This window comes from Geodermatophilus obscurus DSM 43160 (genome assembly GCF_000025345.1).
Lineage (GTDB): Bacteria > Actinomycetota > Actinomycetes > Mycobacteriales > Geodermatophilaceae > Geodermatophilus > Geodermatophilus obscurus.
The window spans coordinates 2,200,451-2,223,417 of record NC_013757.1 but is presented as its reverse complement, the minus strand read 5'-3'; the positions used below and the strand labels follow the sequence as shown (position 1 = coordinate 2,223,417).

Here is a 22,967-nt window from a genome sequence, read left to right as displayed (position 1 = left end):
CCGTCCAGAGGAATGCGTGCGTGGGGATCGCCGGATGAGACCGCGGGCCTCGGCGCCCTCGGCGCCGGCCTGCGTCGATCAGGGGGCCTCAGGCGGCGGCGCCGTCCCGGCGGGCGTGGGCGGCGGCGACGACGTGCGGCACCAGCGCCTGGGCGATGTGCGCGTAGCCGGCCGACGACGGGTGGAAGCGGTCGGCGGAGAACAGCGCCGGGTCGGTGCCGAAGGCGGCCGCCACGGCGTCGGAGACGGCGGCCACCACCGCTCCGTTCGCGCGGGCGACCGCGGCCTGCTGGCGCTGCAGCGTCGCCGAGGCGACCTGCACCAGCGGCCGCAGCGCCGGGGGCACCCACGGCACCGTCGACATGTCCGGCGCCGGGACGACGACCACGTCGGTGCCGGCGGCGCGCAGGTCCGCCAGCGCGCTTGCCAGGGCCGCAGCCGACTGCGCCGGGGGCACCAGCCGCGCCAGGTCGTTGGCGCCGACCACCACCACGGCGAGGTCCACGTCCAACGGCGCGGCCCGGCGCACCTGCGCCGCCAGGTCGCGCGACACCGCTCCCGGGACGGCCAGCACGGACAGGTCGACGTCGTAGCCGGCGTCGATCAGGGCCGCGGCCAGCCGCGGGCCGAGGGCGTCGCGGGGGCCGGCGGCGCCGGAGCCGTACGCGAGGGAGTCACCGATCAGAGCGAGGCGGAGGGACGTGCGTGTCACGGTTCGTACAACACCGGCGCACGCACCGCCATGCCCGGCCCGCAGACGCGCGAGGGCCCGGCCGGGTGTGCTCCCGACCGGGCCCCGGCGCGGCACCCACCTGCAGGGTCCCGCCGCGAGCCTGGGAACGTGCTGGAACGGCCACCCTCAGGGTCCCGCGCCGAGCGCGCGAGACGTAGGGGAAGGAGCGGCCCCCCTGCAGGGGCCCACCGCGAGCCTGCGAGTGGTGGGGGGCAGGGGGGTCCTCTTTCAGGCCTTCGGGCCGCCGGCGGCGTAGACCACCTGGCCGGACACGAAACCGGCGCCCTCGCTGACGAAGAACGAGGCCAGGTGCGCGATGTCCTCGGGCTGGCCGACCCGCTGCACCGGGATCTCCTTGGCGGCGTAGGCGATGAAGTCCTCGAACGCGACGCCCATCCGGTCGGCGGTCGCCTTGGTCATCTCGGTCTGGATGAAGCCGGGCGCGATCGCGTTGGCGGTGACGCCGAACTTGCCGAGCTCGATCGCCAGGGTCTTGGTGAAGCCCTGCAGACCGGCCTTGGCGGTGGCGTAGTTGGCCTGGCCGCGGTTGCCCAGCGCCGAGGTGCTCGACAGGTTGACGATCCGGCCCCACTTGGCGTCGATCATGTGCTGCTGCACCGCGCGGGTCATGAGGAAGGCGCCGCGCAGGTGCACGTTCATGACGACGTCCCAGTCGACCTCGGTCATCTTGAACAGCATGTTGTCGCGGATGACGCCGGCGTTGTTGACCAGCACCGTCGGGGCGCCGAGCTCGGCGGCGACGCGGCTGACCGCGGCCTCGACCTGCTCGGCGTCGCTGACGTCGGCCCCCAGGGCCAGCGCGCGCCCGCCGGCTGCCTCGATCGCCTCCACGGTCGCCTTGCCCGCGGCCTCCTCCAGGTCCAGCACGCCCACGGCGAACCCGTCCTGGGCCAGCCGCTTGGCGACGGCCGCACCGATGCCCCGCGCGGCTCCGGTGATGATCGCCACGCGGGTGGCGGTGCTGTTCAACTCGCTCATCTGTTCGTCCCTCTCGATGTCTGCGCCGTCCGGTGCGCTGGACCACACCGTACGGACCGGCTCCGCGAGGCTACCGGCCGGTAGCCGCGTGGTGGCGGAGGCGCGGGTCAGGGCCAGGTGCTTGCGACGACGATGCCCGCAACGGAGAGCTGCACCGCGGCGAGGACCAGGCTGGCGGGGTGGAAGGCCACCTCGGTCACGTGTCGACCGAGCTTGCCCGGGGTGAGCAGGTCGAGCACCAGGAACGCGACCGCCTGCAGCACCACCCCGAGCACGCCGAAGACGACGGTGTAGAGCAGCGCCTCGCCGAACCCGCTGGTGGCGTTGTTCCAGATCGCGCTGAAGATGACCAGCCCCTGGGCCAGGAAGCCGGCGGCGAGCACGATGCCGGCGTTGACCGACCGCTCCTCGTGGATCTGCCGGCCGAGGTGGCCGGGGGTGAGCAGGTCGAGCACGAGGAAGCCGAGGGTCAGCAGCACGATGCCGACCCCGGTGTAGGCGACGGCGTAACCGATGCTGGCCAGCACGGGAGACCTCCGGGGGACGCGGGACGGGCGGACGCCGGACGTGTCTACCGCACCGGCGCCCTCTGGCCCGCCCCGGCGTGCCGGGCGCCTGCGGTGCCCAGCCGACGGTGACGTCCGCCGGCTCCCCCTCCTCGCTCGCTGCGGTGCTCCCCGACCGTCAGCCGGCGGTGACCACGTCCACCCGGTCGAAGCCCTCCGCCGTCGAGGGCGGCACGAACCGCGCTGCCGTGCCGTACAACCCGGCCGGCGGCACCCGGGCCCGCCCCTCCCGCGCGTCGTTGCGCGCGGCGCAGACGGGCACCGGCGTGTCCAGCCACACCGCTCGGACGCCGACGCCGGCCCCGCGGGCCGCCGCGACCAGCGGCGCCCGGTCCTCCGGTGCGGGGTTGGTGTTGTCGACGACGACGCTGCGCCCCTCGGCCAGCAGCTCGGCGACCACCCGCTGCTGCCGGGCCTCGCGGCGGCGGGCGTTGGGCCAGTGGTCCTTGCTCACGACGGTGTGCGTCGCGGCCAGGTGCTCACGCACCCAGGTCGACTTCCCGCTGCCCTGCAGGCCCGCCATGACGACCAGCTCCGGTCGACCTGGGACCGTGGCCCTCCAGCAGGGGCCCGCCGCGGCCCCGTCCCGGGTCCCGCCCTGAGCCTGTGGAGGGTGGGGAGGACGGGGTCCTTCCCCGCTGGGGGGCAGGGGGTCCTCTTTCAGGCGGTCTGGCGCAGCGGCGTCACGCCGGCGTCGTCGTCCAGCGCCGGCCGGGGCGCCGGGTGCTCGACGAGCGCCAGGACCCGGCCGGCCATGAACCGGGCGGTGCGGACGGCGGTGCCGCCCCGCGTGGTCTCGGTGACCTCCACCAGCCCGCGGCCGTGGCTCACGTCCACCCGCCGTCCGGCGCGGGTGGCCTCGATCTCGTAGGTGCGGGTGTTCCCGCCGGCGTCGATCACGATCTCGACACGGTCGCCCTTCATGGCGTCCTCCAGACGTCGTGCCGGGCCGTGTGCCCGACATGGGAACAACGTCCTCCAGGGGTCCGACATTCCGCGCTGAGCTGCAGTTTCAGTCCTCCGGCGGGCGCCGGTGCGGCCGCGGGACGTGCAGCGCGCGGACCGAGGCGAGGGCCGCGCGGCGGGCGTTCGCGCGCTGCCGGGCCCGGCTGGTCCGGGGGGCTCTGGGCTCCTCGCGCAGCAGCGCGTCGAGCCAGTGCCCACGGGGGTCGACGTCCACGAGCAGCGCCTTGAGCAGCAGGGTCAGCGGGATGGCCAGCAGCGCGCCCAGCGCGCCGAGCACCCAGCCCCAGAACAGCAGGGCCACGAAGGTGACCGTCATCGACAGCCCCACCGAGTCACCGACGAACCGGGGCTGGATCAGCGTCTGGACGACGAAGTTGAGCAGCGCGTAGACCGCGATCACGACCCAGAAGTCGGTCCAGCCGCCGTCGAGCAACGCCAGGATCGCCGGGGGAACCAGACCCAGGACGAACCCGATGTTGGGCACGTAGTTGGTGACGAAGGACAGCAGCCCCCACACGACCGGCAGCGGGATGCCGATGATCGCCAGCGCGATGCCGTCGCCGACGGCCACGATGCCGCCGAACACCGTGCTGACCCAGAGGTAGCTGCGGGTGCCGCGGGCGAACAGGCCCAGCGCGATCGGCAGGTGCGGGCGGTCGGCGGCGATGAGCGCCAGCCGCCGGCCGAACCCGCCGGACTCGATGGAGAGGAACACCAGCGCGGCCAGCAGCAGGACCAGCGTGGAGGCGGCGTCGGTGGCCCGGGACAGCACGCCGGTGGCCACGCCCACCAGCTGGCTGTAGTCGAACTGCGCCAGCAGGTCCGAGAGCTGGCCGGAGACGATGCCGCGGTCGTTGAGGTCGGCGACGACCGAGGCGATGAGCGCCTCCGCCTCGCCGGCGTAGTTGGGCAGCAGTGCCGCGAACTGGGCGATCGAGACCACCAGGAGGGCGACGAAGCCCAGCAGGACGGTCCAGACCAGCAGGAGCAGCACCGTGGCGCTGGCCCACCGTGGCCAGCCGTGCCGCTGCAGGAAGCGCTGCACCGGCGTAAGCGCGATGACCACGACCAGGGCCAGCAGCACCGGGCCGACCAGCCAGGCGATCGAGCGCACCCCGGCGATCGCGATCGTCGCGGTGGCGGCCCCGATGAGCAGCACCATCCAGCGCGGCATGCCGCCGGTCGGCGGCCCCAGCGCGACCTCGGGCAGGACGTCGGCCTGGGTCCCCGTTCCCGCGGCGCCGTCTGCCGCGGCCTGGGCCTGGGCCTGGACCTGGACGGCGGCGTTCTGCGCCTCCGCGGCGGCGGCCGGCGGCACCCCGGTGGCGCCGCTGGCCACCGGGAGGTCGTTGCGCGGGACACCCCGCTGCACGGTCACCGTCGGACGCCTCAGCCCGCGGCGCGGGCCGGCGAGCCGGTGGTGCCGGCGTCGAGCGGCGCCGGGTGGGTTCGGACCACGTGCCCTCCTCTGCAGAACGCCGGGCTCACCGGGCTGCCACCCTCGCACGCCCGGCCGACCGGCTCAGGGACGCACACCGTCCAGCAGCGCGGTCATCGCCGGCAGGTCGAAGAACGCCGCCGTCTCCCGTGCGGTCGGGCCACCCGCGTCCGGGTCGGCACCCGCCGCGAGCAGTGCGCGGACGGTCTCCGCCGACTGCTTGAACACCGCCGCGGCCAGCGCCGTCTGGCCACGGTCGTTCACCCGGCCGGCGTCGGCGCCGCGGTCCAGCAGGGCGGCGACCGTCTCCGGGTGGCCGTGGTAGGCGGCCAGGATGAGCAGCGAGTCGCCCTTGTCGTTGGTCAGGTTCGCCGGCACCCCGGCGTCGACGTAGGCGGCCAGCTCCTCGGTGGCCCCGCCACGCGCCAGGTCGAAGACCCGCGCCGCCAGCTCGATGACCCCCGGGTCGATCCCGCCGCTCCCCTGCTCGCTCATCGGTCCTCCTCACCGGCGCTCGTCGGCCCGGTGCTCGACGCTGCTCCACCGTGCGGACCCTCGCACGCCCGGACCCGACGTCGAGCGTAGGAGGTCCCGACGGCGGCGGGGGCGGCGCGGCGCTCAGCCCGCCGCGACGCTGGCCGGCTCCCGCGCGCCGGTCCGCTCCTCGCTCGCCGGCGCTCACTGCGATGCTCCCGACGCCGTCAGCCGGCCGCCACCCGGTCGGTGAGGGCCAGCACGCGGCGCCAGACGTCGTCGCAGGCCTGCGCCCAGTCGCCGTACGCGCGGTCGAAGAAGGAGTGCGGGGCCCCGTCGTAGACGGCGGTCTCCACCTCCGCGCCGCCCGACCGCAGCCGCTCGGCCAGGGCCAGCTGCGCCTCCACCGGGGTCGCGGCATCGGCCCCGGCGATCACCATGAGCGTCGGGCGGACGGCGGGGGCGTCCCCGCTCGTCTCGGGCTTGCCGTAGAAGCCGACGCAGGCGGCCAGGTCCAGGTCCCCGGCGGCCAGCCGCCAGGAGTGGCTGCCACCGAAGCAGAAGCCCACGGTGACCACCGGCAGGTCGGCGCGGGTGCGCGCGCGCAGGTGGGCCACCGCCGCGGAGATGTCGGCGTCCACGCCGGCCGCGGTGACCTGCGGGATGTGGGTCTGCCAGTCGAAGTCCTGCCCGCGGGCACCGGCCTCCGGCAGCTCCGCCGTCCGCCCGAACCAGTCGACGGCCAGCGCCGGCAGCCCGGCCTCGGCGAACCGCTCGGCCAGCGCCACGTAGTACGGGTGCAGCCCACGGATGTCGGGGAGCAGGACCACGCCGACCTGCGCCGGGCCGGCCGGCGCGGCGTACGCGGCCGCGACCTCGGTGCCGTCGGTGGAGGTCAGGGTCAGCGTGCCGCGCTCGGCGACGTCGCCGCTCCTCGGCGGTGCGGGCGGTCGGCTGTCGGCGTCGTGGCACATGCCGCCGGTTCTACCTGCGCACCCGGCCGGGCGCCCGGCGGGGGCTCAGGTGTCGGCGGCGGCGTCGGCCGGGGCGGCGGAGCCGCCGAAGACCTGCGCGGCGACCTCGCGGCGGACGTCGGCCAGCCAGTGGTGCTGCTTGTCGGCCTGGTCGATCAGCCGGTCGAACAGCGCCCTGTCGATGCGGGGGTCGGCCTCGGCCGCGGCGCGCAGCGTCTCGAACCCGGCTCGCTTGGCCAGCACGGCGGTCGCGATGAACTCGAACTCGACGAGGTCCGACAGCGGCGAGCGGGACAGCAGGTGCCCGTTGAACTTGGCCCGGGAGACCTTCTCGCCGAGCCAGACCGCGGCCTGCTTGTACTGCCGCACCGGCAGGCCGAGGGCCTCCATCGTGCTGCGCAGCGACGCCCGCTCCTCGCGCAGCTCGTCGAGCAGCTCCTCCAGGCGGGGCTCGTAGGGGGTCCCCTGCCAGCGACCGAGCATGCGGCTGACCAGCTCGATGCCGCCGGTGGCCGAGGCCAGGTGGTCGTTGGTGTAGACGCCGAGCAGGTCGGCGTTGCGGATCCCGCCTGGCGCGGTCGGCTCGGACACGGGTGCTCCCGGGGATCGGACGGCAGAGGTGCGGGACCCATTCTCACCGTCCGGTGATCACCGCGCGCGGCGACCGGTCAGCTGCGCAGCAGCGCGACGCCGAGGCACGCCGCCGCCCCCCGCACGCCGGCCGGCGTGCCGGTGGTGGACCGCTCGGCGTTGGCCGGGGCCTCGAGCTCGGCGTCGCAGCCCGGACCCTCGACCGCGTGGAGGACGGCGCTCACCCGGCCGCCCGGGTGAGCAGCCGCGCGGCCGTCGGCCGCAGCTCGCGCTCCAGCTCCCACAGCCCCGCGGCCAGCCGCTGGCCCACCGCCTGCCGGGAGACGCCGAGCGCGGCGGCGGCGTCGGCCTGGGTGCGCCCGGCGCGCACGAGCTCGATCGCCTCCCACGCCGGGGCGCTGCGCCGCTGCACGACGACGGCCAGCGCGCTCAGCACCGCCTGCGCGTCACCGGCGTCGGGCGGGACGGCGCCACGCACCGCGAGCCGGACGCTGCGCGGCTTGGCCGCGTCGACCGCCCGGCGGGCGCTGAGGTAGGCCGGCCCGGCGCCGGCGCGGGCGCTGTCGGGCAGCGGCGTCTGCACCGGGCCGGCCCCGACGCCGATGCTCCAGCCGCCCTCGCGCACCAGCCGCAGGACGACGTCCACGACGACCGCGGGGTCGGCCAGCACGCCCTGGAACTCCTCGCCCGCCGTCCGCTCGAAGGGCAGCACGGTCGGGACGCCGTCCGTGAGCCGCCCCAGGACGCCGGTGCCCCGGCCCGGACCCCCTCGGTTGTCGTGCCGGTCGACGGTCAGCACGTACGGCATCGCGCGAACCTGACGTCCTTCCTGACTCGGAGCAAGCCTCAGAACTGGTCGACGACCTCCGGGGGGAAGCCACCCGTGGCGATCGGCCCCCAGCGCTCGATCGTGACGCGCAGCAGCGACTTGCCCTGCCGGGCCATCGCCGTCCGGTACTCGTCCCAGTCGGGGTGCTCGCCGCTGATCGCGCGGTAGTAGTCGACCAGCGGCTCGAGCGCGTCGGGCAGGTCGAGGACCTCGGCGCGGCCGTCGACCTGCACCCAGGGGCCGTCGAAGTCGTCGGAGAGCACGCAGAGGGAGACCGACGGGTCGCGCCGCGCGTTGGCCGCCTTGGCCCGCTGCGGGTACGTCGAGACCACGACCCGCCCCTCCTGGTCCAGACCGCAGGTGACCGGGGACAGCTGCAGCCCCCCCCTCGCTGCGCCGGGTGACCAGCACCGCTTTGTGGCGGGGACGGAGGAACTCCTCGAGGGTGAGGCGGTCGACCCGGTCGGCGGTCGCGGTTCTCGGCATGGCCCGGACGTTACGACGACCACACCATGATCGTCCGGAGCCGTTCCGGGGTACTCGCCTGTGTTGTGATCGACCGCATGAGGCTCCGCATGCCCGGCCGCCCGGGCGCGTCGTCCGCCGACCCGTCCGGCGACACGCCGCCGACGAGCGGACGGACGCCCAATTTCGCGGCGGTGGCCACCGCCGCGACGACGGCGAGCCCCGCCCCGAGTCCCGACCGCGGACCCCGGTTGCAGAAGGGCGTCCGGGCGCTGGCCATCGCCTCCGCGCAGCTGCTGCTGATCGCCGCTGCGCTCGTGGCGGTCGGCTGGGTGCTCGGCCGGCTGTGGCCGATCCTGCTGCCGGTCATCCTCGGCCTGCTGTTCGCGACCGTGCTCTGGCCGCCGACCCGGCTGCTGCGCCGGTTGCACTTCCCGCCTGCGCTGGCCGCCCTGGTGGTGCTGCTGGGCTTCTTCGCCGTGGTCGCCGGGTTGTTCTCCTGGATCGTCCCGCAGGTGGCCGACCAGACCGGTGAGCTGGCCGACGCCGCCACCGCCGGGCTGCAGGACGTGCAGGAGTGGGTGACCGGTCCGCCGCTGAACCTCGGCGAGGACCAGATCGGCCAGGCCGTCGACCAGGTCATCGACAGCATCCAGGGGAACGCCCAGAACATCGCCGGCTACGCGCTGACCGGCGTCTCCGCGCTCGGCAGCGGCCTGCTCAACCTGGTGCTCGCCCTGGTGCTGGCCTTCTTCTTCATCAAGGACGGCCCGCGCTGGCTGCCGTGGCTGGCCGCCCAGACCGGCCCCAAGGTGGCACCGCACGTCGCCGCGCTGTCGTACAAGACCTGGAGCACCCTCTCGGAGTTCATCCGACAGCAGGCCCTGGTCGGCTTCGTCGACGCCTTCTTCATCGGCCTGGGCCTGTGGATCCTCGACGTCCCGCTGGTGCTGCCCCTCGCCGTCCTGACCTTCTTCGGCGCGTTCATCCCGATCATCGGTGCCTTCGTCGCCGGGGCCTTCGCGGTGCTCATCGCCCTGGTCAGCAACGGCTGGCAGACGGCGCTCATCGTGCTCGTCATCGTTCTCGTGGTGCAGCAGCTCGAGGGCAACGTGCTGCAGCCGATCCTCCAGGGGCGCGGGCTCAACCTGCACGCGGCCGTGGTCATCCTGGCGGTCACCGCCGGCGGCAGCCTCTACGGCATCCTCGGCACGTTCCTCGGCGTCCCCGTGGCCGCGCTCATCGCCGTCGTCTACCGGTACGTGCGCGACGAGCTGGACGGCCGCACACCGGAGGTCGCCGACGACGGCACCCGGGTGCAGGTCACCGGCGACGAGACCGGCGCCACGGTCGTCCGGGAGCGCGTTGCGACCCCGGCCCCCGGGCCCGTCGCGGACGACGCCCCGGACGGTGACGACGACACCCCCGCCCGCCCGCCGGCCTGACCCCTCCGCGCCTCGGGGAATGCGGTCGGCACGGGGGGAGCTGTAGGTGGTGAACCCGTATCGCGAGGAGGCAACACCGTGGCGCAGCGACCGGAGGAGCTCGTCGAGCTGCTCCCCGAGGCGGAGCCGTTCCTGGTCCGCGAGGCCGAGGCCACCGAGGCCGGTGCCCGCCGTGGGCTGGTGCTGGTGCACGACGTCGCCGGGGAGTTCGACGCAGCCTCGGCCGGGGCGCTGGCCGGGGCCCACCTGCTCGCCGCGCTGCCGCACGAGGTGGTCGCCCGGTTCGACGTCGACAGCCTGGTCGACTACCGCGCGCACCGGCCGCGGATGACCTTCTCCGGCGACCGCTACGAGTCGTTCGCCGCGCCGGAACTCCTCCTCTACGCGCTGGAGGACGACGCCGGCGAGCCGTTCCTGCTGCTGCACGGCACGGAGCCGGACTTCGCCTGGGAGCGCTTCGTGGCCGCGGTCGGCTGGCTGGTCGAGCGGCTCGGCGTGACGTCGGTCGTGTCGCTGCAGGCGATCCCGATGCCGGTGCCGCACACCCGGCCGGTCACCGTCACCGCCCACGCGACGCGGCGCTCGCTGATCGCGGAGTACCCGGTCTACTGGGGTGAGATGCGGCTTCCCGGTAGCGTCGCGGCGCTGCTGGAGCTGCGGATGGGCGAGGCCGGCGTGGACGCCTACGGGGTGGCCGCGCACGTGCCGCACTACCTGGCGCAGGCGACCTTCCCGGCGGCGTCGCTGACGCTGCTCGAGCACCTGTCCCGGCTGACCGGGCTGCACCTGCCCACCGAGGCGCTGCGGGAGGCCGCCGAGGCCCACCGCAGCGAGGTCGACGAGCAGATCGCCCGGTCCCCTGAGAACACCGCCGTCGTGGCCGCGCTGGAGCAGCAGTTCGACCAGTTCACCGCCGCCCGCGAGGGCACCGGCCTGTTGAGCGACATCGGCGAGGTACCCAGCGGCGACGAGATCGGCGCGGAGCTCGAGCGCTTCCTCGCCGAGCACGAGCGCCGCCGCGGCGAGTGAGCTCGCTCAGCCGACGACGGTGTCCCGGCGCCGGGCCAGGCTGAAGGCGACGGCCCCGAGCAGGCCGACGACGGCGAAGAGGTAGAAGCCTCCGGGGAAGGCGTTGCCGGCGGCGAACAGGGCGCCGGTGATGGTCGGCCCGACGATGGCGCCGACCCGGCCGGCGCCGGCCGACCAGCCCAGCGCCGTCGCGCGGACCTGCGGCGGGTGGTTGGCGCTGACGAACGCGTAGACCAGCACCTGGGCGCTGAAGACGAAGCACCCGGTCAGGAACACCATGGCGTAGATGCCGACGATCGGGAGCCTGATCGACAGCAGCGCCAGGAAGACCGCGGCCCCGGTGAACCAGACCATCCCCGCGGCCCGGGCGCCGATCCGGTCGGCGACGGCTCCCGCGACGAGCAGTCCGACGATGGCGCCGACGTTGAGCACGAGGAGGAAGGCCAGCGCGGCACCGAGTTCGTACTCGGCCTCCCGCATGATCGTGGGCAGCCAGTTGTTCAGGCCGTACACGAGCAGCAGACCCATGAACGACGTGATGCCGATGACGACGGTGTTGCGCACGTAGGCCGAGGTGAACAGCGTCCGGACGGTGGCGGCGGCACCCGCCGCGCCGGCCTCTCCCGCGTGCTCGGCGACCCGCGCGGCCGGGGTCTCCAGCTCGAGGCCGTACCGGTGCGCGATCTCCTCGGCCTCGGCCCGCCGCCCGTGGGAGACGAGGTAGGACGCCGACTCGGGCAGGTGCCGCAGCATGAGCGGGACCAGGACCAGCGCGGGCAGCGCGCCGATGACGAACATCCAGCGCCAGCCGAGGTCCGGGATCACCACGATCGCCAGCGCGGCCGTCGTCACGGCTCCCACGTGGTAGCCGGTCATGATCGTGGTGGTCGCGCGGCCGCTGCGGCCGGAGCGGCTGAACTCGTTGACCATGGCGATGGCTGTGGGGAGGCAGCCGCCGAGGCCGATCCCGGCGAGGAAGCGGAGCACGCCGAACACGATCTCGTTGGGCGCGAAGGCACAGGCGAAGGTGAGCAGCGAGAAGGCCGCGACCGCCCCGATCAGCGCCTTGCGCCGGCCCACGAGGTCGGTCAAGGTCCCGACCGTCAGCGCGCCGATCATCATGCCGACGAGGCCGATGGTGATGACGAACGTCGTCCCGGCGCCGGACAGCGCCCACTCCTCCGGCGACTGGAGGGTCGGCACCACGGTACCCACCACCACCAGGTCGAAGCCGTCGAGCAGGACGGCGATCCAGCACAGGGGCGCGACCCAGCCGGCGGCGCGACTCCCGGCGCCGGGGCGTCCCGCGGTCCGGCCGGTGCTCGTCGGTGTGCTGCTCATGTCTCCTCCTGGCGCGACGCTGCGGTCCCGGGGAGACGCTAGGTGAGCCGGGCCACGCGGACCCAGCCCGCGCTCCCGGGCAGTGGAAGCGACCGGCCGGGAACGCAGCCGGGCCGCGACCGGGGGATCCCGGTCGCGGCCCGCCGCGCGTTCGGTGGTGCCGAGGAGGTCAGCCCTGGGCGAGCACGACCCGCTCGTTGGGCACGGTGTGCGTCATCTTCAGGCCGGTGACGTCACGCGGACCGTTCTTGCCGAGGTTGGCCGCGCGCTGCAGCTCCTCCTCCGACAGCGTCTGGGTCTGCAGCGGCTCCAGGCCACGGACGTCGTCCGCGGTGATGCCCAGCCCCTCGCCGACCCGCTGGCCGAGCTCGTCGTCGCACATGAAGAAGTGCCAGACCATCCGCTCCTGGACCTCGCGGACCGCCTCACCGATGTTGTCGACCAGGTTCTTCACCAGGTCGTCCTTCTCCCACTGCTCCATGAGCTGGTAGCGCTGCCCGGCCTGGGTGTAGTCGTTGGTCCGGGGGATGCGCTTGCGGGTGAGCCGCCCGGTGACGACCGGCCCCTGCTCGTCGTGGGTGGGGTACTGCGCCTCGCGCAGGCCGCCCATGACCGAGGGCTCGTAGTTGACGTGCGGGTTCTGACCCTCACCGAGGTCGACACCGTAGGACATCTGGCCGCCGCGCTGGTTGGTCGCGACGCGGGCGCCCTTCGCCGAGTTGATCGGCAGCTGCAGGTAGTTCGGGCCCACCCGGTAACGCTGGGTGTCGCTGTAGGAGAAGGTGCGGCCGACCAGCATCTTGTCGTCGGAGAAGTCGAGACCGTCGACCAGCACACCGGTGCCGAACGCGCTCTGCTCGTTCTCGTTGTGGTGGTCGGTGATGTTGCGGTTCAGCGTCATCGTGCCGACGAGCTTGGGCTCGAACTCGTTCTCCGGCCAGACCTTCGTGTCGTCCAGCGGGTCGAAGTCCAGCTCGGGGTGCTCGTCGTCGCTCATCATCTGGACGTAGAGGTCCCACTGGGGGAAGTCGCCGCGCTCGATGGCCTCGTAGAGGTCCTTGGAGGCGTGACCCAGGTCGTTGGCCTGGATCGCCGCGGCGTCGGCCGCCGTCAGGCTCTTGACGCCCTGCTTGGGGATCCAGTGGTACTTCACCAGGACGGTCTCACCCTGGGCGTTGACCCACTTGTAGGTGTTCACGCCGAAGCCCTGCATGTGCCGGTAGTCCGACGGGATGCCGCGCGGGGAGAACAGGTTGACCAGCATGTGCATGGCCTCGGGGGTCTGCGACATGAAGTCGAAGATCCGGGCCGGCTCCTGCCGGAAGGTGATGGGGTCCGGCTTGAGGGAGTGGATGACGTCGGGGAACTTGATGGCGTCACGGATGAAGAAAACCGCGAGGTTGTTGCCGACGATGTCCCAGTTGCCGTCTTCGGTGTAGAACTTCACCGCGAAGCCGCGCGGGTCGCGCGCCGCCTCGGAGGAGTCCCGGCCGCCGATGACGCTGGAGAAGCGGATGGCGAGATCGGTCTTCTTGCCGGGGGCGTTGAAGAGCTTGGCGCGGGTGTAGCGCTCGATGGGCTCGTCGCCCCACTTGCCGGTGGCCTCGAACTCGCCGTAGGCCACGAAGCCGCGCGCGTGCACCACGCGCTCCGGGATGCGCTCCCGGTCGAAGTGGCTGATCTTCTCGAGGAACTGGTAGTTCTCCAGCGTCGCCGGGCCGCGGGCGCCCACTGTCCGCTGGTTCTGGTTGTCGTAAACCGGGTGACCCTGACGGTTGGTCAGGACCGGACGGCCGGCCTCACTCGGAGCAGGGCCCTGCGATGCGACGTCGGTCATGCGATCGTTCCTCCTCGATTGTCGTGCTGAAGGACCTGAGCGGTCTCTGCTGGTGTCTCTACCCGGCACTGGCGGCACAGACCCCAGAAGACGACCTCCGCCTCGTCCACGACGAAACCCGCCGTGTCCGAGGGCGTCAGGCACGGAGCCGCTCCCACGGCGCAGTCGACGTCCGCGACCGCACCGCACGATCGGCAGACCAGGTGGTGGTGGTTGTCGCCGACCCGCAGCTCGAAGAGCGCGGGTGCGCCCGCCGGCTCGATCCGGCGGGCCAGGCCGCTGGAGACGAGCGCCTGGAGCACCCCGTAGACCGCCTGGGGCGACAACGTGGGGTGCACGGCACGGGCCGCGGTGACGATGGTGTCGACGTCCGCGTGGGGACGCTCGGCGAGCACCTGCAGCACCGACAGCCGGGGCCGCGTGACGCGCAGCCCCACCGTGCGGAGCTGCTCCTGCCAGGTCGCCTCCATCACGACCCAGCCAACACGGTTTTCTTTAACGAGTCAAATTAGAGGACCGCCGAGGAACGGGTGACGCCCGGCCCCGTCCAGAGGCTCGCCGCGAGCTCGGTGACGTGCTGGAGCGGCCCCTCTGCAGGGGCCCGCCACGAGCTCGCGACCGGTGGGGGCGAAGGGGTCCTCCCTCAGAGGGTGTTGGGTAACTGACCGACCACCTCGGGTGCCGGTCTGGCCGGATCAGGTGCGCGCCCGGCGTGGCAACCCGATGGGGATGGTCGGCCGGTGATGGTCCAGGTGAATGTGCGAATGCCTGGATCGGGAGGCGTATCCCAGTTCGCTGACCGATGCGCAGTGGGCGGTGGTCGAGCCGCTGCTGCCGGTTCGTGATCCTCGGCGCGGTGGGCGGCCGCTGACGTACGACCGCCGGCTGGTGCTCGACACGATCCTGTACGTGCTGGTCAGTGGCTGCGCCTGGCGTCAGGTGCCGCATGACCTGGCGCCCTGGGACGCGGCCTATCGATGGTTCCGCGCCTGGAGCGCCGATGGCACCTGGGACCGGGTGCACGACCAGTTGCGCGATCGACTGCGGGCCCGGGAGGGACGCACCGTGCAGCCGTCGGCGGCGGTGCTGGATTCGCAGTCCGCGCGCAGCGCCGAGGGCGGGGAGGCCATCGGCTACGACGCCGGCAAGCGGGTACGCGGCCGCAAACGGCATCTACTGGTCGACACCGGCGGCCTGCTGCTGCGCGCGGTGGTGCACTCGGCCAGCGTGCAAGACCGCGCCGGCGCCCGGCAGGTGCTGACCGGCATCCATGCGTTGTTCCCGCTGCTGGCGCTGGTCTGGGTCGACGGCGGTTACGTCAACGTGGTCGATGCCGGGCTGGTCGGTTGGGCCCGGCGCGCCGAAGACCTCGAAATAGTGGCCGTGGCGCGCAACGCTGACCGCAGGGGCTTTCAGGTGCTGCCCCGCCGCTGGGTGGTGGAGCGGACCTTCGGCTGGCTGACGAGGTGCAGACGGTTGGCACGCGACTACGAACGCAAGACCAGTCACGCCGAGGCCATGATCAAGGTGGCGATGATCCGGCTGATGGCCGCCCGCCTGGCCGGTGAGGACCGCCAACCCCACGGCGCCATCGAGACCGAAGCTGCCCGTCGCCTCGCCAAGGATCTCGACAGAGACCAGTAGTCAGGCGGTTACCCAACACCCTCTCAGGCGAAGACGATCGTCTTCTCCCCGTCCACGATGACGCGGTCCTCCACGTGCCAGGTGACCGCCTGGGCCAGCACCTGGCGCTCGACGTAGCGGCCGATGCGGCGCATGTCCTCGACCGTCGCGCGGTGGTCCACGCGGGCGACCTCCTGCTCGATGATCGGCCCGGCGTCGAGCTCCGGCGTCACGTAGTGGGCGGTCGCCCCGATCAGCTTCACGCCGCGGTCGTGCGCCGCCCGGTAGGGGTTCGCCCCGACGAAGGCCGGCAGGAAGCTGTGGTGGATGTTGATCAGCCGCTCCGGGAACCGGCTGCAGAAGTCGGCCGAGACGATCTGCATGTAGCGGGCGAGCACGACGAGGTCGACGTCCCCGATCAGCTCCAGCGCCCGCGCCTCGGCCTCCGCCTTGGTCTCCGGCGTCACCGGCACGTGGTGGAACGGGACGCCGGCGCCGCGGGCGACCGGCTCGAGGTCGGGGTGGTTGGAGACGACGGCGGCGATCTCGGCGCGCAGGTCGCCCGCGCGGACCCGGTAGAGCAGCTCCTGCAGCACGTGGTCGGTCCTGGAGACGAACACCGCCAGCCGGGGCCGGTGCGCGGCCTCGGTCAGCCGCCAGGTGAACTGCCACTGCTGCGCGAGCAGGGCCAGCGCGCCCTCGAGCTGCTGGCGCCGGGCGGTCAGGTCGGCGAGGAAGAACTCCAGCCGCAGCGTGAACGTGCCACCCACCGGGTCGGAGGAGTGCTGCTGCGAGTCGATGATGTTCGCCCCGACGTCGGCCATCAGCCCGCTGACGACGGCGACGATCCCGGGCCGGTCGGGGCAGCGGACGACGAGGCGCCCGACGTCGTCGAGCCGGTCGTCGTGCGGGCCGGGGGCCGACAGTTCAGCGGACACGGGAAGCGAGGATGCCAGGCCCGCCCCGCCCCGCGGACGACGCCTCGGGCGATCGTGGATCTGCGGGGCGACACACCGGGGCGGCCTGGCGTGTCGCCCCCGCGTCTGCATGATCATCGCGGGCGGCAGGGCGCCGCGGCCGGCCCACGTGGCTTCACGCCGAGGGCAGGACGGCGCGCTGCGCCCCGGCGATGTCGAACAGGTCGCCGTAGTCCTCGACCCGGGCCAGCACGTCCTCGGTGCGGAAGCGCAGCGCGCCGGGGTCGGCGCCGTCGAGCACGGCCTCGACCTCGTCCCAGCCGATCGGGGTGGACACCGTCGCGTCGGGCCGGGCGCGCAGCGAGTACGGGGCGACCGTCGTCTTGGCCGGGTTGTTCTGGCTCCAGTCGATGAGCACCTTGCCCGGCCGCAGCACCTTCTCCATCCGCCACACCACGCGGTCGGGCGTCTCGGCCGACAGCTGCTGCGCCAGCGCCTTGGCGTACCGGCTGGGGTGCTCGCGGTCGGTCACCCGGATCGGCGCGTACACCTGCATGCCCTTGGACCCCGACGTCTTGACCACGGGGTCCAGGCCGTCGTCGACCAGCCACTCGCGCAGCCGGTCGGCGACCTCGCAGCACTCGAGGATGCCGGCGTCCGGACCGGGGTCGAGGTCGAGCACGAGCAGGTCCGGCAGCGCCGGCTGCAGCCGGCTGCCGACCTGCCACTGCGGCACGTGCAGCTCCAGGGCGGCCAGGTTGGCCGCCCACGCGAGGTCGGCGACGGTCTCGAGGATGACCATGTCGAGGGTCTCGCGCCCCCGCGAGCTGCCGGGGCTGGGCACGGTCACCTTCCGCACCCAGTCGGGGGCGTGCCGGGCGCTGTTCTTCTCGAAGAACGCCTGACCCTCGACCCCGTCGGGCCACCGGGAGAAGGTCACCGGCCGGCCGGACAGGTGCGGCAGCAGCACCGGCGCGATCCGCACGTAGTAGTCGATGACCTGGGCCTTGGTGAAGGACACCTCGGGGAAGAGGACCTTCTCCAGGTTGGACACGTGCAGCTGCCGCCCGTCCACGCGCACCAGCTGCCGGCTCACGCGGTCTCCTGTACCCGCCGGCAGGTCACCACTCCTCGACCACGTCCTCCGGCGCCAGGTCGTCGCGCAGCCCTCGCCACGACGGGTGGCGCATCCGGCCGTCGGCGGTCCACGCGGCGAACGCCACCTCGCCGACCAGCTCCGGCGCCACCCAGCGCGCGTCGCGGGTGACCTCGCGGGGCAGTGCGTCGGCGAACGGCGGGCGGTGGGCCGGCGTGAAGAGCGGCTGGAGCTCCGCGAGGGCCGCGGCGGTGAAGCCGGTGCCGACGTGCCCGGCGTAGACCAGCCGTCCGGCGTCGTCGTGCACCCCCACGAGCAGCGACCCCACTCCCCCCGCCCGCCGGCCCTGCCCGGGCCGCCAGCCGCCGACGACGACCGCCTGCGTCCGGACGTTCTTCACCTTGCGCCAGTCCGGCCCCCGGAGGCCGGGGCGGTACGGCGAGTCCAGCCGCTTGGCGACGATCCCCTCCAGTCCGTTGTCGCGGCTGGCGGCCAGCACCGCGGCTCCACCGCCGCGGAACCAGGGCGTGGGCACCCACCGCTCGCCGGCGACGCCCAGCGCCTCCAGCCGCTCGCGGCGTTGCGCGTACGGCAGCGCGAGCAGGCTCTCGCCCTCCCACGCGAGCAGGTCGAACACCAGGTAGGTCACCGGGGTGGTCGCGGCCATCCGGCGCACCTCGGGGCCGGTGCGGTGCATCCGCCCCTGAAGCGCGCCGAAGTCCGGCCTGCCGCGCGCGTCGAGGGCGACCACTTCCCCGTCGACGACGGCGTCGTGGCCGGTCAGGGCTGTCGGAAGGCTCAGTTCGGGATAACGGACGGTGATGTCGGTGCCGCTGCGGGCCCAGAGCGCGAGCCCGCCGGCCTCGACGACGGCCAGCGCCCGGACGCCGTCCCACTTGAATTCGTAGCCCCAGTCGTGGTCCTGCGCGGACGGCGGCAGCTCCCCCGCGGTGGCGAGCATCGGGACCAGGGGCGCCCCCTCCGCCGGGGCGTCCAGCGCGCGGACGGACCAGCCGCCGTCGGGCGACCGGAAGAGGACGTGCCGGCCCCGCAGCCGCCGCCCGGCGAGGACCACGACGACGCGGTCGTCGGTCCACTGCTCGACGGCGTAGCGGCCGGCGTCCCAGGTCGGCAGCCCGCCCCCGTCCCCACCCATGGTGGGGACGGCGGGCAGCGCCCGGCCCCGCGCGGCGGGTGGCCCCTCCGGCAGGTCCCAGCAGCACGGCACGCCGTTCCGCTCCAGCCGCAGCTCGGCGCCGCTGGACGGGTGCTCGGTGACGACGAACGGCTCCCCGGCCGGCGGGGTGGGCCGCCGGGCGCTCCCCCGGGTCGGCACCTCAGGCGGTGCGGCGGGCCCGCTTGGCCGGCGCCTTCTCGGCGGTGGCCTTCCCGGCCGCGGTCGCCTTCTTGGCCGCGGTGGCCTTCTTCGCCGGGGTGGCCCGCTTCGCCGGAGTGGCCCGCTCGGCGGCGGCGGTCTTCCTCGCCGTCGTCCGGCGAGCCGGCGCGGCGTCCTCGTCGGCGGCCCGCGTGGCCTTGCGCGCCGCGGTCGCCTTCTTGGCCGGTGCCCGCTCCGCCGGGGCCTCCTCGGCGGAGGCGCCACCGCGGGCGGCCTCCACGCTGCGGCGCAGCGCGCTCATCAGGTCGACGACGGCCGCGCCGGACTCGGCGGTCTCCGGCAGCGGCTGCACCTCGCCGCCGCTCTGCTTGGCCTCGAGCAGCTCGGCCATCGCCTCGCGGTAGTCGTCGGTGAACTCGGTGGGGTCGAACGCCCCGGTCATCGACCCGATCAGCGCCTCGGCCATCTGCAGCTCCTGCGGCCGGACGGCGACGTCCTCGTCGAGGAAGGCGAAGTCCGGACGGCGGATCTCATCGGGCCAGCGCATGGTGTGCAGCACCATCACGCCGTCCTTCACGCGCAGCGCCGCCAGCGACTCCCGCGACCGGATGGCGATCTTGGTGATGGCGACCCGGCCGGCGTTGTCCAGCGCGTCGCGCAGCAGCACGTACGGGCGGGTCGCCGAGGGATCGGGCTCCAGGTAGTAGGTCTTCTCGTACTGGATCGGGTCGATCTCGTCCTGGTCGACGAACTGCAGGACCTCGATCTCCCGCCGGCTGGCCAGTGGCAGCTCCTCGAAGTCCTCGTCGGTGAGCACCACCAGCTGGCCGTCGGGCAGCTCGTAGCCCTTGGCGATCTCGGAGTACTCGACCTCCGCGCCGTCGATCGAGCACACCCGCCGGTACCTGATGCGCCCGCCGTCGGTGGCGTGCACCTGGTTGAACCGGATGTCGTGGTCCTCGGTGGCCGTGTACAGCTTCACGCCGATGCTGACCAGGCCGAAGGACACCGCCCCGCGCCAGATCGACCGCATGCCCGTGCTCCCGTCGAGTCACCCGTCCGTGGACCGCGGGCGGGGAAGGCCGGTGCGGTCAAGATCACCAGGATAGGACCGCTACCAGCCCTCCGGCAGGTCGAGCGGCGCCGCCTCCTCCGGACGGAGGAGTCACTGCACGCCGGCCTCCTCCTCGCCGCCGGGGGCGAGCGCGCCGTTCTGGATGGAGTCGTACACGAACTGCAGGACGTCGGAGCCGGCGACCAGGGTCATGGTGAGGGCGGCCAGGCGGGTGGCCTTGGGCGCGGTCACGTAACCGAAGACCAGCGCGGTCGCCACCCACTGCGCCAGGCAGAACGGGCAGGTGAGCAGCTCGCCAACGGCGTGCTTGACCCCACCGTGCTCCCGGACCTCCTCGGCGACCTCCGCGTGGCCCGACGGACCCTGGAAGGTCGTGAAGGGCGCCCGGAGCGGGCTGGTCACCGGGTCCTTGGCGATCCGCCGGGCCAGCCGGAAGGTGGCCACCGCCAGCAGTGCCGCATCGCCCGGTGGGATCCGATCGGGCAGTTCCTTGCCCGAGGCGCGGACGGCGGCCGCGGCGGTCGACACCAGACCGAGGTAGACGCCCATCGCACCGAGATCACCGGCCAGCGGGCGCGGCTCGCCCTGCGTGTACTCGCGCTGCTGGTGGCGGGCCCACCGGCGGACCGGGGCCCCGATCCGCTGGAGGTCGTCTGCGAGAGCCATGGCGATCGGGCTACCCACTGCCGCGGAGGCCATGCGAAACGCGCCCGACCGGTGTCCGCGAGTCGGCTCACGCATGGGGCAGGGTCCGAGGGGTAGGGCGAGATCACGACGCCGGTCACCCGACCGGCCCCCCGTCCACGGGATGGACGCGCGTGCGCACGGCGGACGCACGCAGAACGGAGGCAACCCCATGACCGAGCCGGACCCGACCGACCGCGGAGCCGTCCACTCCGCCCTCAACGACAGCGAGTTCCCCGACGACGAGCGGGGCCTCACCGGCACCCGCGACGACGTCCGCGGCGACACCGGAGCCACCGGACCCGAGGGCCAGACCGCCCGGGACGTCTTCCCGGAGGACAACGGCGTCCCGGACGTCTCCCAGGACGACTTCCCGACCATGCAGCGCTCCGAGGACCCGCAGTTCGCCCCCGAGCCGGGCGACCGGGAGAGCCACCGGACCGTCGGCTTCGGCACGACCGCGTTCGAGCAGTCCGAGGGCAAGTCGCTGTCCGGGCGCCTGGAGGAGGAGATCTCCGACGACGTCCCGGACGTGCGCCCCGCCGAGGACCCGGGCCGTGGCCTCGGCCAGCTCGAGCAGGACTACGACACCACCCCGGACACCGACTCCGGCACCAACCGCACCGCCGACGACGTCGAGGCCAGCCTCGACCCGGTGGTCGGCGGCGAGGGTCCGGAGGAGTCGGCCATGCACGTCGTGGACTGAGGGAGGACCCCCAGCCCTCGGCGGAGGAGCCCGTCCCGACCCGGCCGGCTCCACCACCCACTCGTGCGCCGTGCCCGTCCCCCGGACGGGGGCACGGCGTCACGAGTCGGTGGCGGTCGCCGGGGTGGGTTGGCGCGTTCGACCTCGGATGTCTACGTTGGGGTTGCGGTTGAGCAGGCAGCCGCGGTCGTGCCGGGGAACCGCCCGGCGCGGACACGAACGACGACGTGCGTGTCCGGGGGCCACGACATCCGGGAGGCCGCGCAGCGGTAGATTGACCGGGCGGTCGTGCCGCCGGGTACTGCCGTTGAGAGGAGCTCAGCCCGTGACCACATCCGACCTGCCTGCCGAGGGGCAGCCCGACGTGTCGACCGAGGGCACGGAGGCACCCTTCGACGACGTGATCACGCTCTCGACCTCCACCGGCGAGGACGGCGTGGTCACGGTGACGGTCGTCGGCGAAGTGGACACGTTCACCGCCCCGGTGCTCCGGTCGTCGCTGGACACCCAGCTCGAGCAGCAGCCCCAGACCCTGGTCATCGACCTGTCCGGTGTCCAGTTCCTGGGCTCCGCCGGCCTGGCGGTCCTCGTGGAGACGCAGAAGTCGGCCCGCTCCCGCGACGTCGACCTCCGTCTCATCGCCACCACGCGCGCCGTCACCCGCCCGCTCGAGGTCACCGGCCTGATCGACCTGTTCACCATCGTCGACGGCAGCGCCCGCTGAAGAAGGACCCCCCGGCCCCCACCGCTCGCACGCTCGCGGTGGGCCCCTGCAGAGAGCCACAGCACTGACGAGAGGCCCCGCTCCGGCGGGGCCTCTCGTCGTCAGGCGCTGAGCAGCTGGCAGACCGCCTGCTCGAGCACCTGCTGGGCCGTCCGGTCGTCCGGCGCCTCCGCCGCCTCGTGCAGGGCGTGCGCCACGGTGTCCCCGTTCTCGAAGCGGTCGACCACCCGCGGGTCGACGTAGCTGGCCTTGCAGACCGCCGGCGTGTTGCCCAGCGTCTCCGACACCCGCTCGTAGGCCTCCTTGAGCACCCGCTTGCGGGCAGTCCTCGTCGCCGGCTCCGGCGCAGCGGCCAGCGTCGTGGCCATCAGCACGGTGGCGTTCCAGGTGCGGAAGTCCTTGGCGGTGATCTCCGCGTCGCTGATCTCCTTGAGGTAGGCGTTCACCTCGGTGCTGGTCACGTCGTGCCACACCCGCTCGCCGTCCGGGCCCTGCACCCAGTAGCCGAGCAGCTCCTCGCCCTCCTCGGGCCGCTTCAGCAGCTCCCGGACGACGTCCGCGGTCGGCTTGTCGGTGAGCTCCAGCTCCCGCTCGATGCCACCCTTGGCGTTGTAGGAGAAGAACACCTGCTCGCCGCGGACCCGCACGTGATCCCGGCGCAGCGTGGCCAGCCCGTAGGTGCCGTTGTCCTCGGCGTACTGCTCGCTGCCGACGCGGAAGGCCCCCAGGTCCAGCAGCCGGACGGCGGCGGCCAGCACCCGCTCCCGGGTCAGCCCCCCGCCCCGGATCGCCTGGACGACGGCGTCGCGCACGTCGGGCAGCTGGTGGGCGATCTCGAGCACCCGCTCGTGCTTCTCGGCGTCCCGCCGCGCCCGCCACTCCTCGTGGTACCGGTACTGCCGGCGACCCGCGGCGTCCACACCGGTGGCCTGGATGTGGCCGTTGGGCCACGGGCAGATCCAGACGTCCTTCCAGGCGGGCGGGATGGCCAGCGAGCGGAGCCGGTCGAGGCGCTCGTCCCTGATGAGGGCACCGGCGGAGTCGTAGTACGCGAAGCCGCGGCCGGCGCGCCGGCGCCGCCATCCGGGGCCGTGCACGTCGCTGCGGCGGAGTCTCACG

General features: G+C 73.6%; 26 protein-coding genes. 5 read left to right on the top strand and 21 right to left on the bottom strand.

Features of this window, described 5'->3' with window-relative positions; all coding sequences use genetic code 11:
• Nucleotides 1-88 precede the first annotated feature (88 nt).
• The 12 genes from GOBS_RS10460 to GOBS_RS10410 form a co-directional block, all read right to left on the bottom strand.
• The gene (locus GOBS_RS10460) at nucleotides 89-712 is read right to left on the bottom strand and encodes a GDSL-type esterase/lipase family protein (protein ID WP_012948259.1); all 624 of its coding nucleotides are present in this window, start codon (nucleotides 710-712) and stop codon (nucleotides 89-91) included.
• Nucleotides 713-961: 249 nt separating this feature from the next.
• Nucleotides 962-1,732: a 3-oxoacyl-ACP reductase FabG gene (gene fabG, locus GOBS_RS10455; RefSeq protein WP_012948258.1), complete on the bottom strand. Its 771-nt coding sequence runs from the start codon at nucleotides 1,730-1,732 to the stop codon at nucleotides 962-964.
• A gap of 107 nt (nucleotides 1,733-1,839) precedes the next feature.
• A complete protein-coding gene (locus tag GOBS_RS10450; protein WP_012948257.1) occupies nucleotides 1,840-2,259 on the bottom strand; it encodes a DUF350 domain-containing protein in 420 nt (139 codons plus the stop codon).
• Nucleotides 2,260-2,416: 157 nt separating this feature from the next.
• Nucleotides 2,417-2,821: an ATP-binding protein gene (locus GOBS_RS10445; protein ID WP_012948256.1), complete on the bottom strand. Its 405-nt coding sequence runs from the start codon at nucleotides 2,819-2,821 to the stop codon at nucleotides 2,417-2,419.
• A gap of 137 nt (nucleotides 2,822-2,958) precedes the next feature.
• Nucleotides 2,959-3,222 carry a hypothetical protein gene (locus GOBS_RS10440; protein ID WP_012948255.1) on the bottom strand — a complete coding sequence of 88 codons (264 nt, stop codon included), beginning with the start codon at nucleotides 3,220-3,222 and terminating at the stop codon, nucleotides 2,959-2,961.
• An 88-nt stretch (nucleotides 3,223-3,310) separates the two neighbouring features.
• Nucleotides 3,311-4,642 (bottom strand): AI-2E family transporter, encoded by a 1,332-nt coding sequence (locus tag GOBS_RS10435; protein ID WP_012948254.1) that lies wholly within the window; start codon nucleotides 4,640-4,642, stop codon nucleotides 3,311-3,313.
• Nucleotides 4,643-4,786: 144 nt separating this feature from the next.
• Nucleotides 4,787-5,197 (bottom strand): ankyrin repeat domain-containing protein, encoded by a 411-nt coding sequence (locus tag GOBS_RS10430; RefSeq protein WP_012948253.1) that lies wholly within the window; start codon nucleotides 5,195-5,197, stop codon nucleotides 4,787-4,789.
• Between the two features lie 206 nt (nucleotides 5,198-5,403).
• Complete coding sequence (locus GOBS_RS10425; protein ID WP_012948252.1) at nucleotides 5,404-6,150, bottom strand: dienelactone hydrolase family protein; 747 nt, start codon at nucleotides 6,148-6,150, stop codon at nucleotides 5,404-5,406.
• A gap of 45 nt (nucleotides 6,151-6,195) precedes the next feature.
• Complete coding sequence (locus GOBS_RS10420; RefSeq protein ID WP_012948251.1) at nucleotides 6,196-6,741, bottom strand: hypothetical protein; 546 nt, start codon at nucleotides 6,739-6,741, stop codon at nucleotides 6,196-6,198.
• A gap of 77 nt (nucleotides 6,742-6,818) precedes the next feature.
• Nucleotides 6,819-6,965, bottom strand: coding sequence for a hypothetical protein (locus GOBS_RS27330; RefSeq protein WP_012948250.1), 147 nt, complete (start codon nucleotides 6,963-6,965; stop codon nucleotides 6,819-6,821).
• A complete protein-coding gene (locus GOBS_RS10415) occupies nucleotides 6,962-7,549 on the bottom strand; it encodes a hypothetical protein (RefSeq protein WP_012948249.1) in 588 nt (195 codons plus the stop codon). Before GOBS_RS10415 ends, GOBS_RS27330 begins: the two co-directional genes overlap by 4 nt.
• 38 nt (nucleotides 7,550-7,587) lie before the next feature.
• Nucleotides 7,588-7,902 (bottom strand): PPOX class F420-dependent oxidoreductase, encoded by a 315-nt coding sequence (locus GOBS_RS10410; protein WP_243697696.1) that lies wholly within the window; start codon nucleotides 7,900-7,902, stop codon nucleotides 7,588-7,590.
• A 231-nt stretch (nucleotides 7,903-8,133) separates the two neighbouring features.
• Here GOBS_RS10410 and GOBS_RS10405 point away from each other — a divergent pair, with 231 nt between their 5' ends.
• A complete protein-coding gene (locus GOBS_RS10405; protein WP_208104422.1) occupies nucleotides 8,134-9,480 on the top strand; it encodes an AI-2E family transporter in 1,347 nt (448 codons plus the stop codon).
• A gap of 78 nt (nucleotides 9,481-9,558) precedes the next feature.
• Nucleotides 9,559-10,509: a proteasome assembly chaperone family protein gene (locus GOBS_RS10400; RefSeq protein WP_012948247.1), complete on the top strand. Its 951-nt coding sequence runs from the start codon at nucleotides 9,559-9,561 to the stop codon at nucleotides 10,507-10,509.
• Nucleotides 10,510-10,515: 6 nt separating this feature from the next.
• Here GOBS_RS10400 and GOBS_RS10395 read toward each other — a convergent pair whose 3' ends face one another.
• The 3 genes from GOBS_RS10395 to GOBS_RS10385 all read right to left on the bottom strand — a co-directional run bounded on the left by GOBS_RS10395 (nucleotide 10,516) and on the right by GOBS_RS10385 (nucleotide 14,157).
• Nucleotides 10,516-11,850 (bottom strand): MFS transporter, encoded by a 1,335-nt coding sequence (locus GOBS_RS10395; protein WP_012948246.1) that lies wholly within the window; start codon nucleotides 11,848-11,850, stop codon nucleotides 10,516-10,518.
• 169 nt (nucleotides 11,851-12,019) lie between these two features.
• Nucleotides 12,020-13,687 (bottom strand): catalase, encoded by a 1,668-nt coding sequence (locus GOBS_RS10390; protein WP_012948245.1) that lies wholly within the window; start codon nucleotides 13,685-13,687, stop codon nucleotides 12,020-12,022.
• Entirely contained in the window at nucleotides 13,684-14,157 is a 474-nt protein-coding gene (locus GOBS_RS10385) for a Fur family transcriptional regulator (protein ID WP_012948244.1), read from the bottom strand. Before GOBS_RS10385 ends, GOBS_RS10390 begins: the two co-directional genes overlap by 4 nt.
• 286 nt (nucleotides 14,158-14,443) lie before the next feature.
• Between GOBS_RS10385 and GOBS_RS10380 the strand changes: the two genes are divergently transcribed.
• Nucleotides 14,444-15,331 carry an IS5 family transposase gene (locus tag GOBS_RS10380; protein WP_012947386.1) on the top strand — a complete coding sequence of 296 codons (888 nt, stop codon included), beginning with the start codon at nucleotides 14,444-14,446 and terminating at the stop codon, nucleotides 15,329-15,331.
• 23 nt (nucleotides 15,332-15,354) lie between these two features.
• On the opposite strand, the gene purU is transcribed toward GOBS_RS10380, so the two are convergent.
• From purU to GOBS_RS10355, 5 genes are all read right to left on the bottom strand, one after another.
• Entirely contained in the window at nucleotides 15,355-16,248 is an 894-nt protein-coding gene (gene purU / locus GOBS_RS10375; RefSeq protein WP_012948243.1) for a formyltetrahydrofolate deformylase, read from the bottom strand.
• Nucleotides 16,249-16,402: 154 nt separating this feature from the next.
• The gene (ligD, locus tag GOBS_RS10370; RefSeq protein WP_012948242.1) at nucleotides 16,403-17,323 is read right to left on the bottom strand and encodes a non-homologous end-joining DNA ligase; all 921 of its coding nucleotides are present in this window, start codon (nucleotides 17,321-17,323) and stop codon (nucleotides 16,403-16,405) included.
• A gap of 25 nt (nucleotides 17,324-17,348) precedes the next feature.
• Complete coding sequence (gene ligD / locus GOBS_RS10365; protein ID WP_012948241.1) at nucleotides 17,349-18,659, bottom strand: non-homologous end-joining DNA ligase; 1,311 nt, start codon at nucleotides 18,657-18,659, stop codon at nucleotides 17,349-17,351.
• Nucleotide 18,660: 1 nt separating this feature from the next.
• Nucleotides 18,661-19,692 carry a non-homologous end joining protein Ku gene (ku, locus tag GOBS_RS10360; protein WP_012948240.1) on the bottom strand — a complete coding sequence of 344 codons (1,032 nt, stop codon included), beginning with the start codon at nucleotides 19,690-19,692 and terminating at the stop codon, nucleotides 18,661-18,663.
• Between the two features lie 132 nt (nucleotides 19,693-19,824).
• On the bottom strand, nucleotides 19,825-20,400 hold the full coding sequence (locus GOBS_RS10355; protein ID WP_041242129.1) for a DUF1360 domain-containing protein: 576 nt from the start codon (nucleotides 20,398-20,400) through the stop codon (nucleotides 19,825-19,827).
• Nucleotides 20,401-20,590: 190 nt separating this feature from the next.
• Here GOBS_RS10355 and GOBS_RS10350 point away from each other — a divergent pair, with 190 nt between their 5' ends.
• Both GOBS_RS10350 and GOBS_RS10345 read left to right on the top strand, forming a co-directional pair.
• A complete protein-coding gene (locus tag GOBS_RS10350) occupies nucleotides 20,591-21,124 on the top strand; it encodes a hypothetical protein (protein ID WP_012948238.1) in 534 nt (177 codons plus the stop codon).
• Between the two features lie 325 nt (nucleotides 21,125-21,449).
• On the top strand, nucleotides 21,450-21,848 hold the full coding sequence (locus GOBS_RS10345) for an STAS domain-containing protein (RefSeq protein WP_049788218.1): 399 nt from the start codon (nucleotides 21,450-21,452) through the stop codon (nucleotides 21,846-21,848).
• Nucleotides 21,849-21,949: 101 nt separating this feature from the next.
• Here GOBS_RS10345 and GOBS_RS10340 read toward each other — a convergent pair whose 3' ends face one another.
• Entirely contained in the window at nucleotides 21,950-22,966 is a 1,017-nt protein-coding gene (locus GOBS_RS10340; RefSeq protein WP_012948236.1) for a DNA topoisomerase IB, read from the bottom strand.
• Nucleotide 22,967 lies beyond the last annotated feature (1 nt).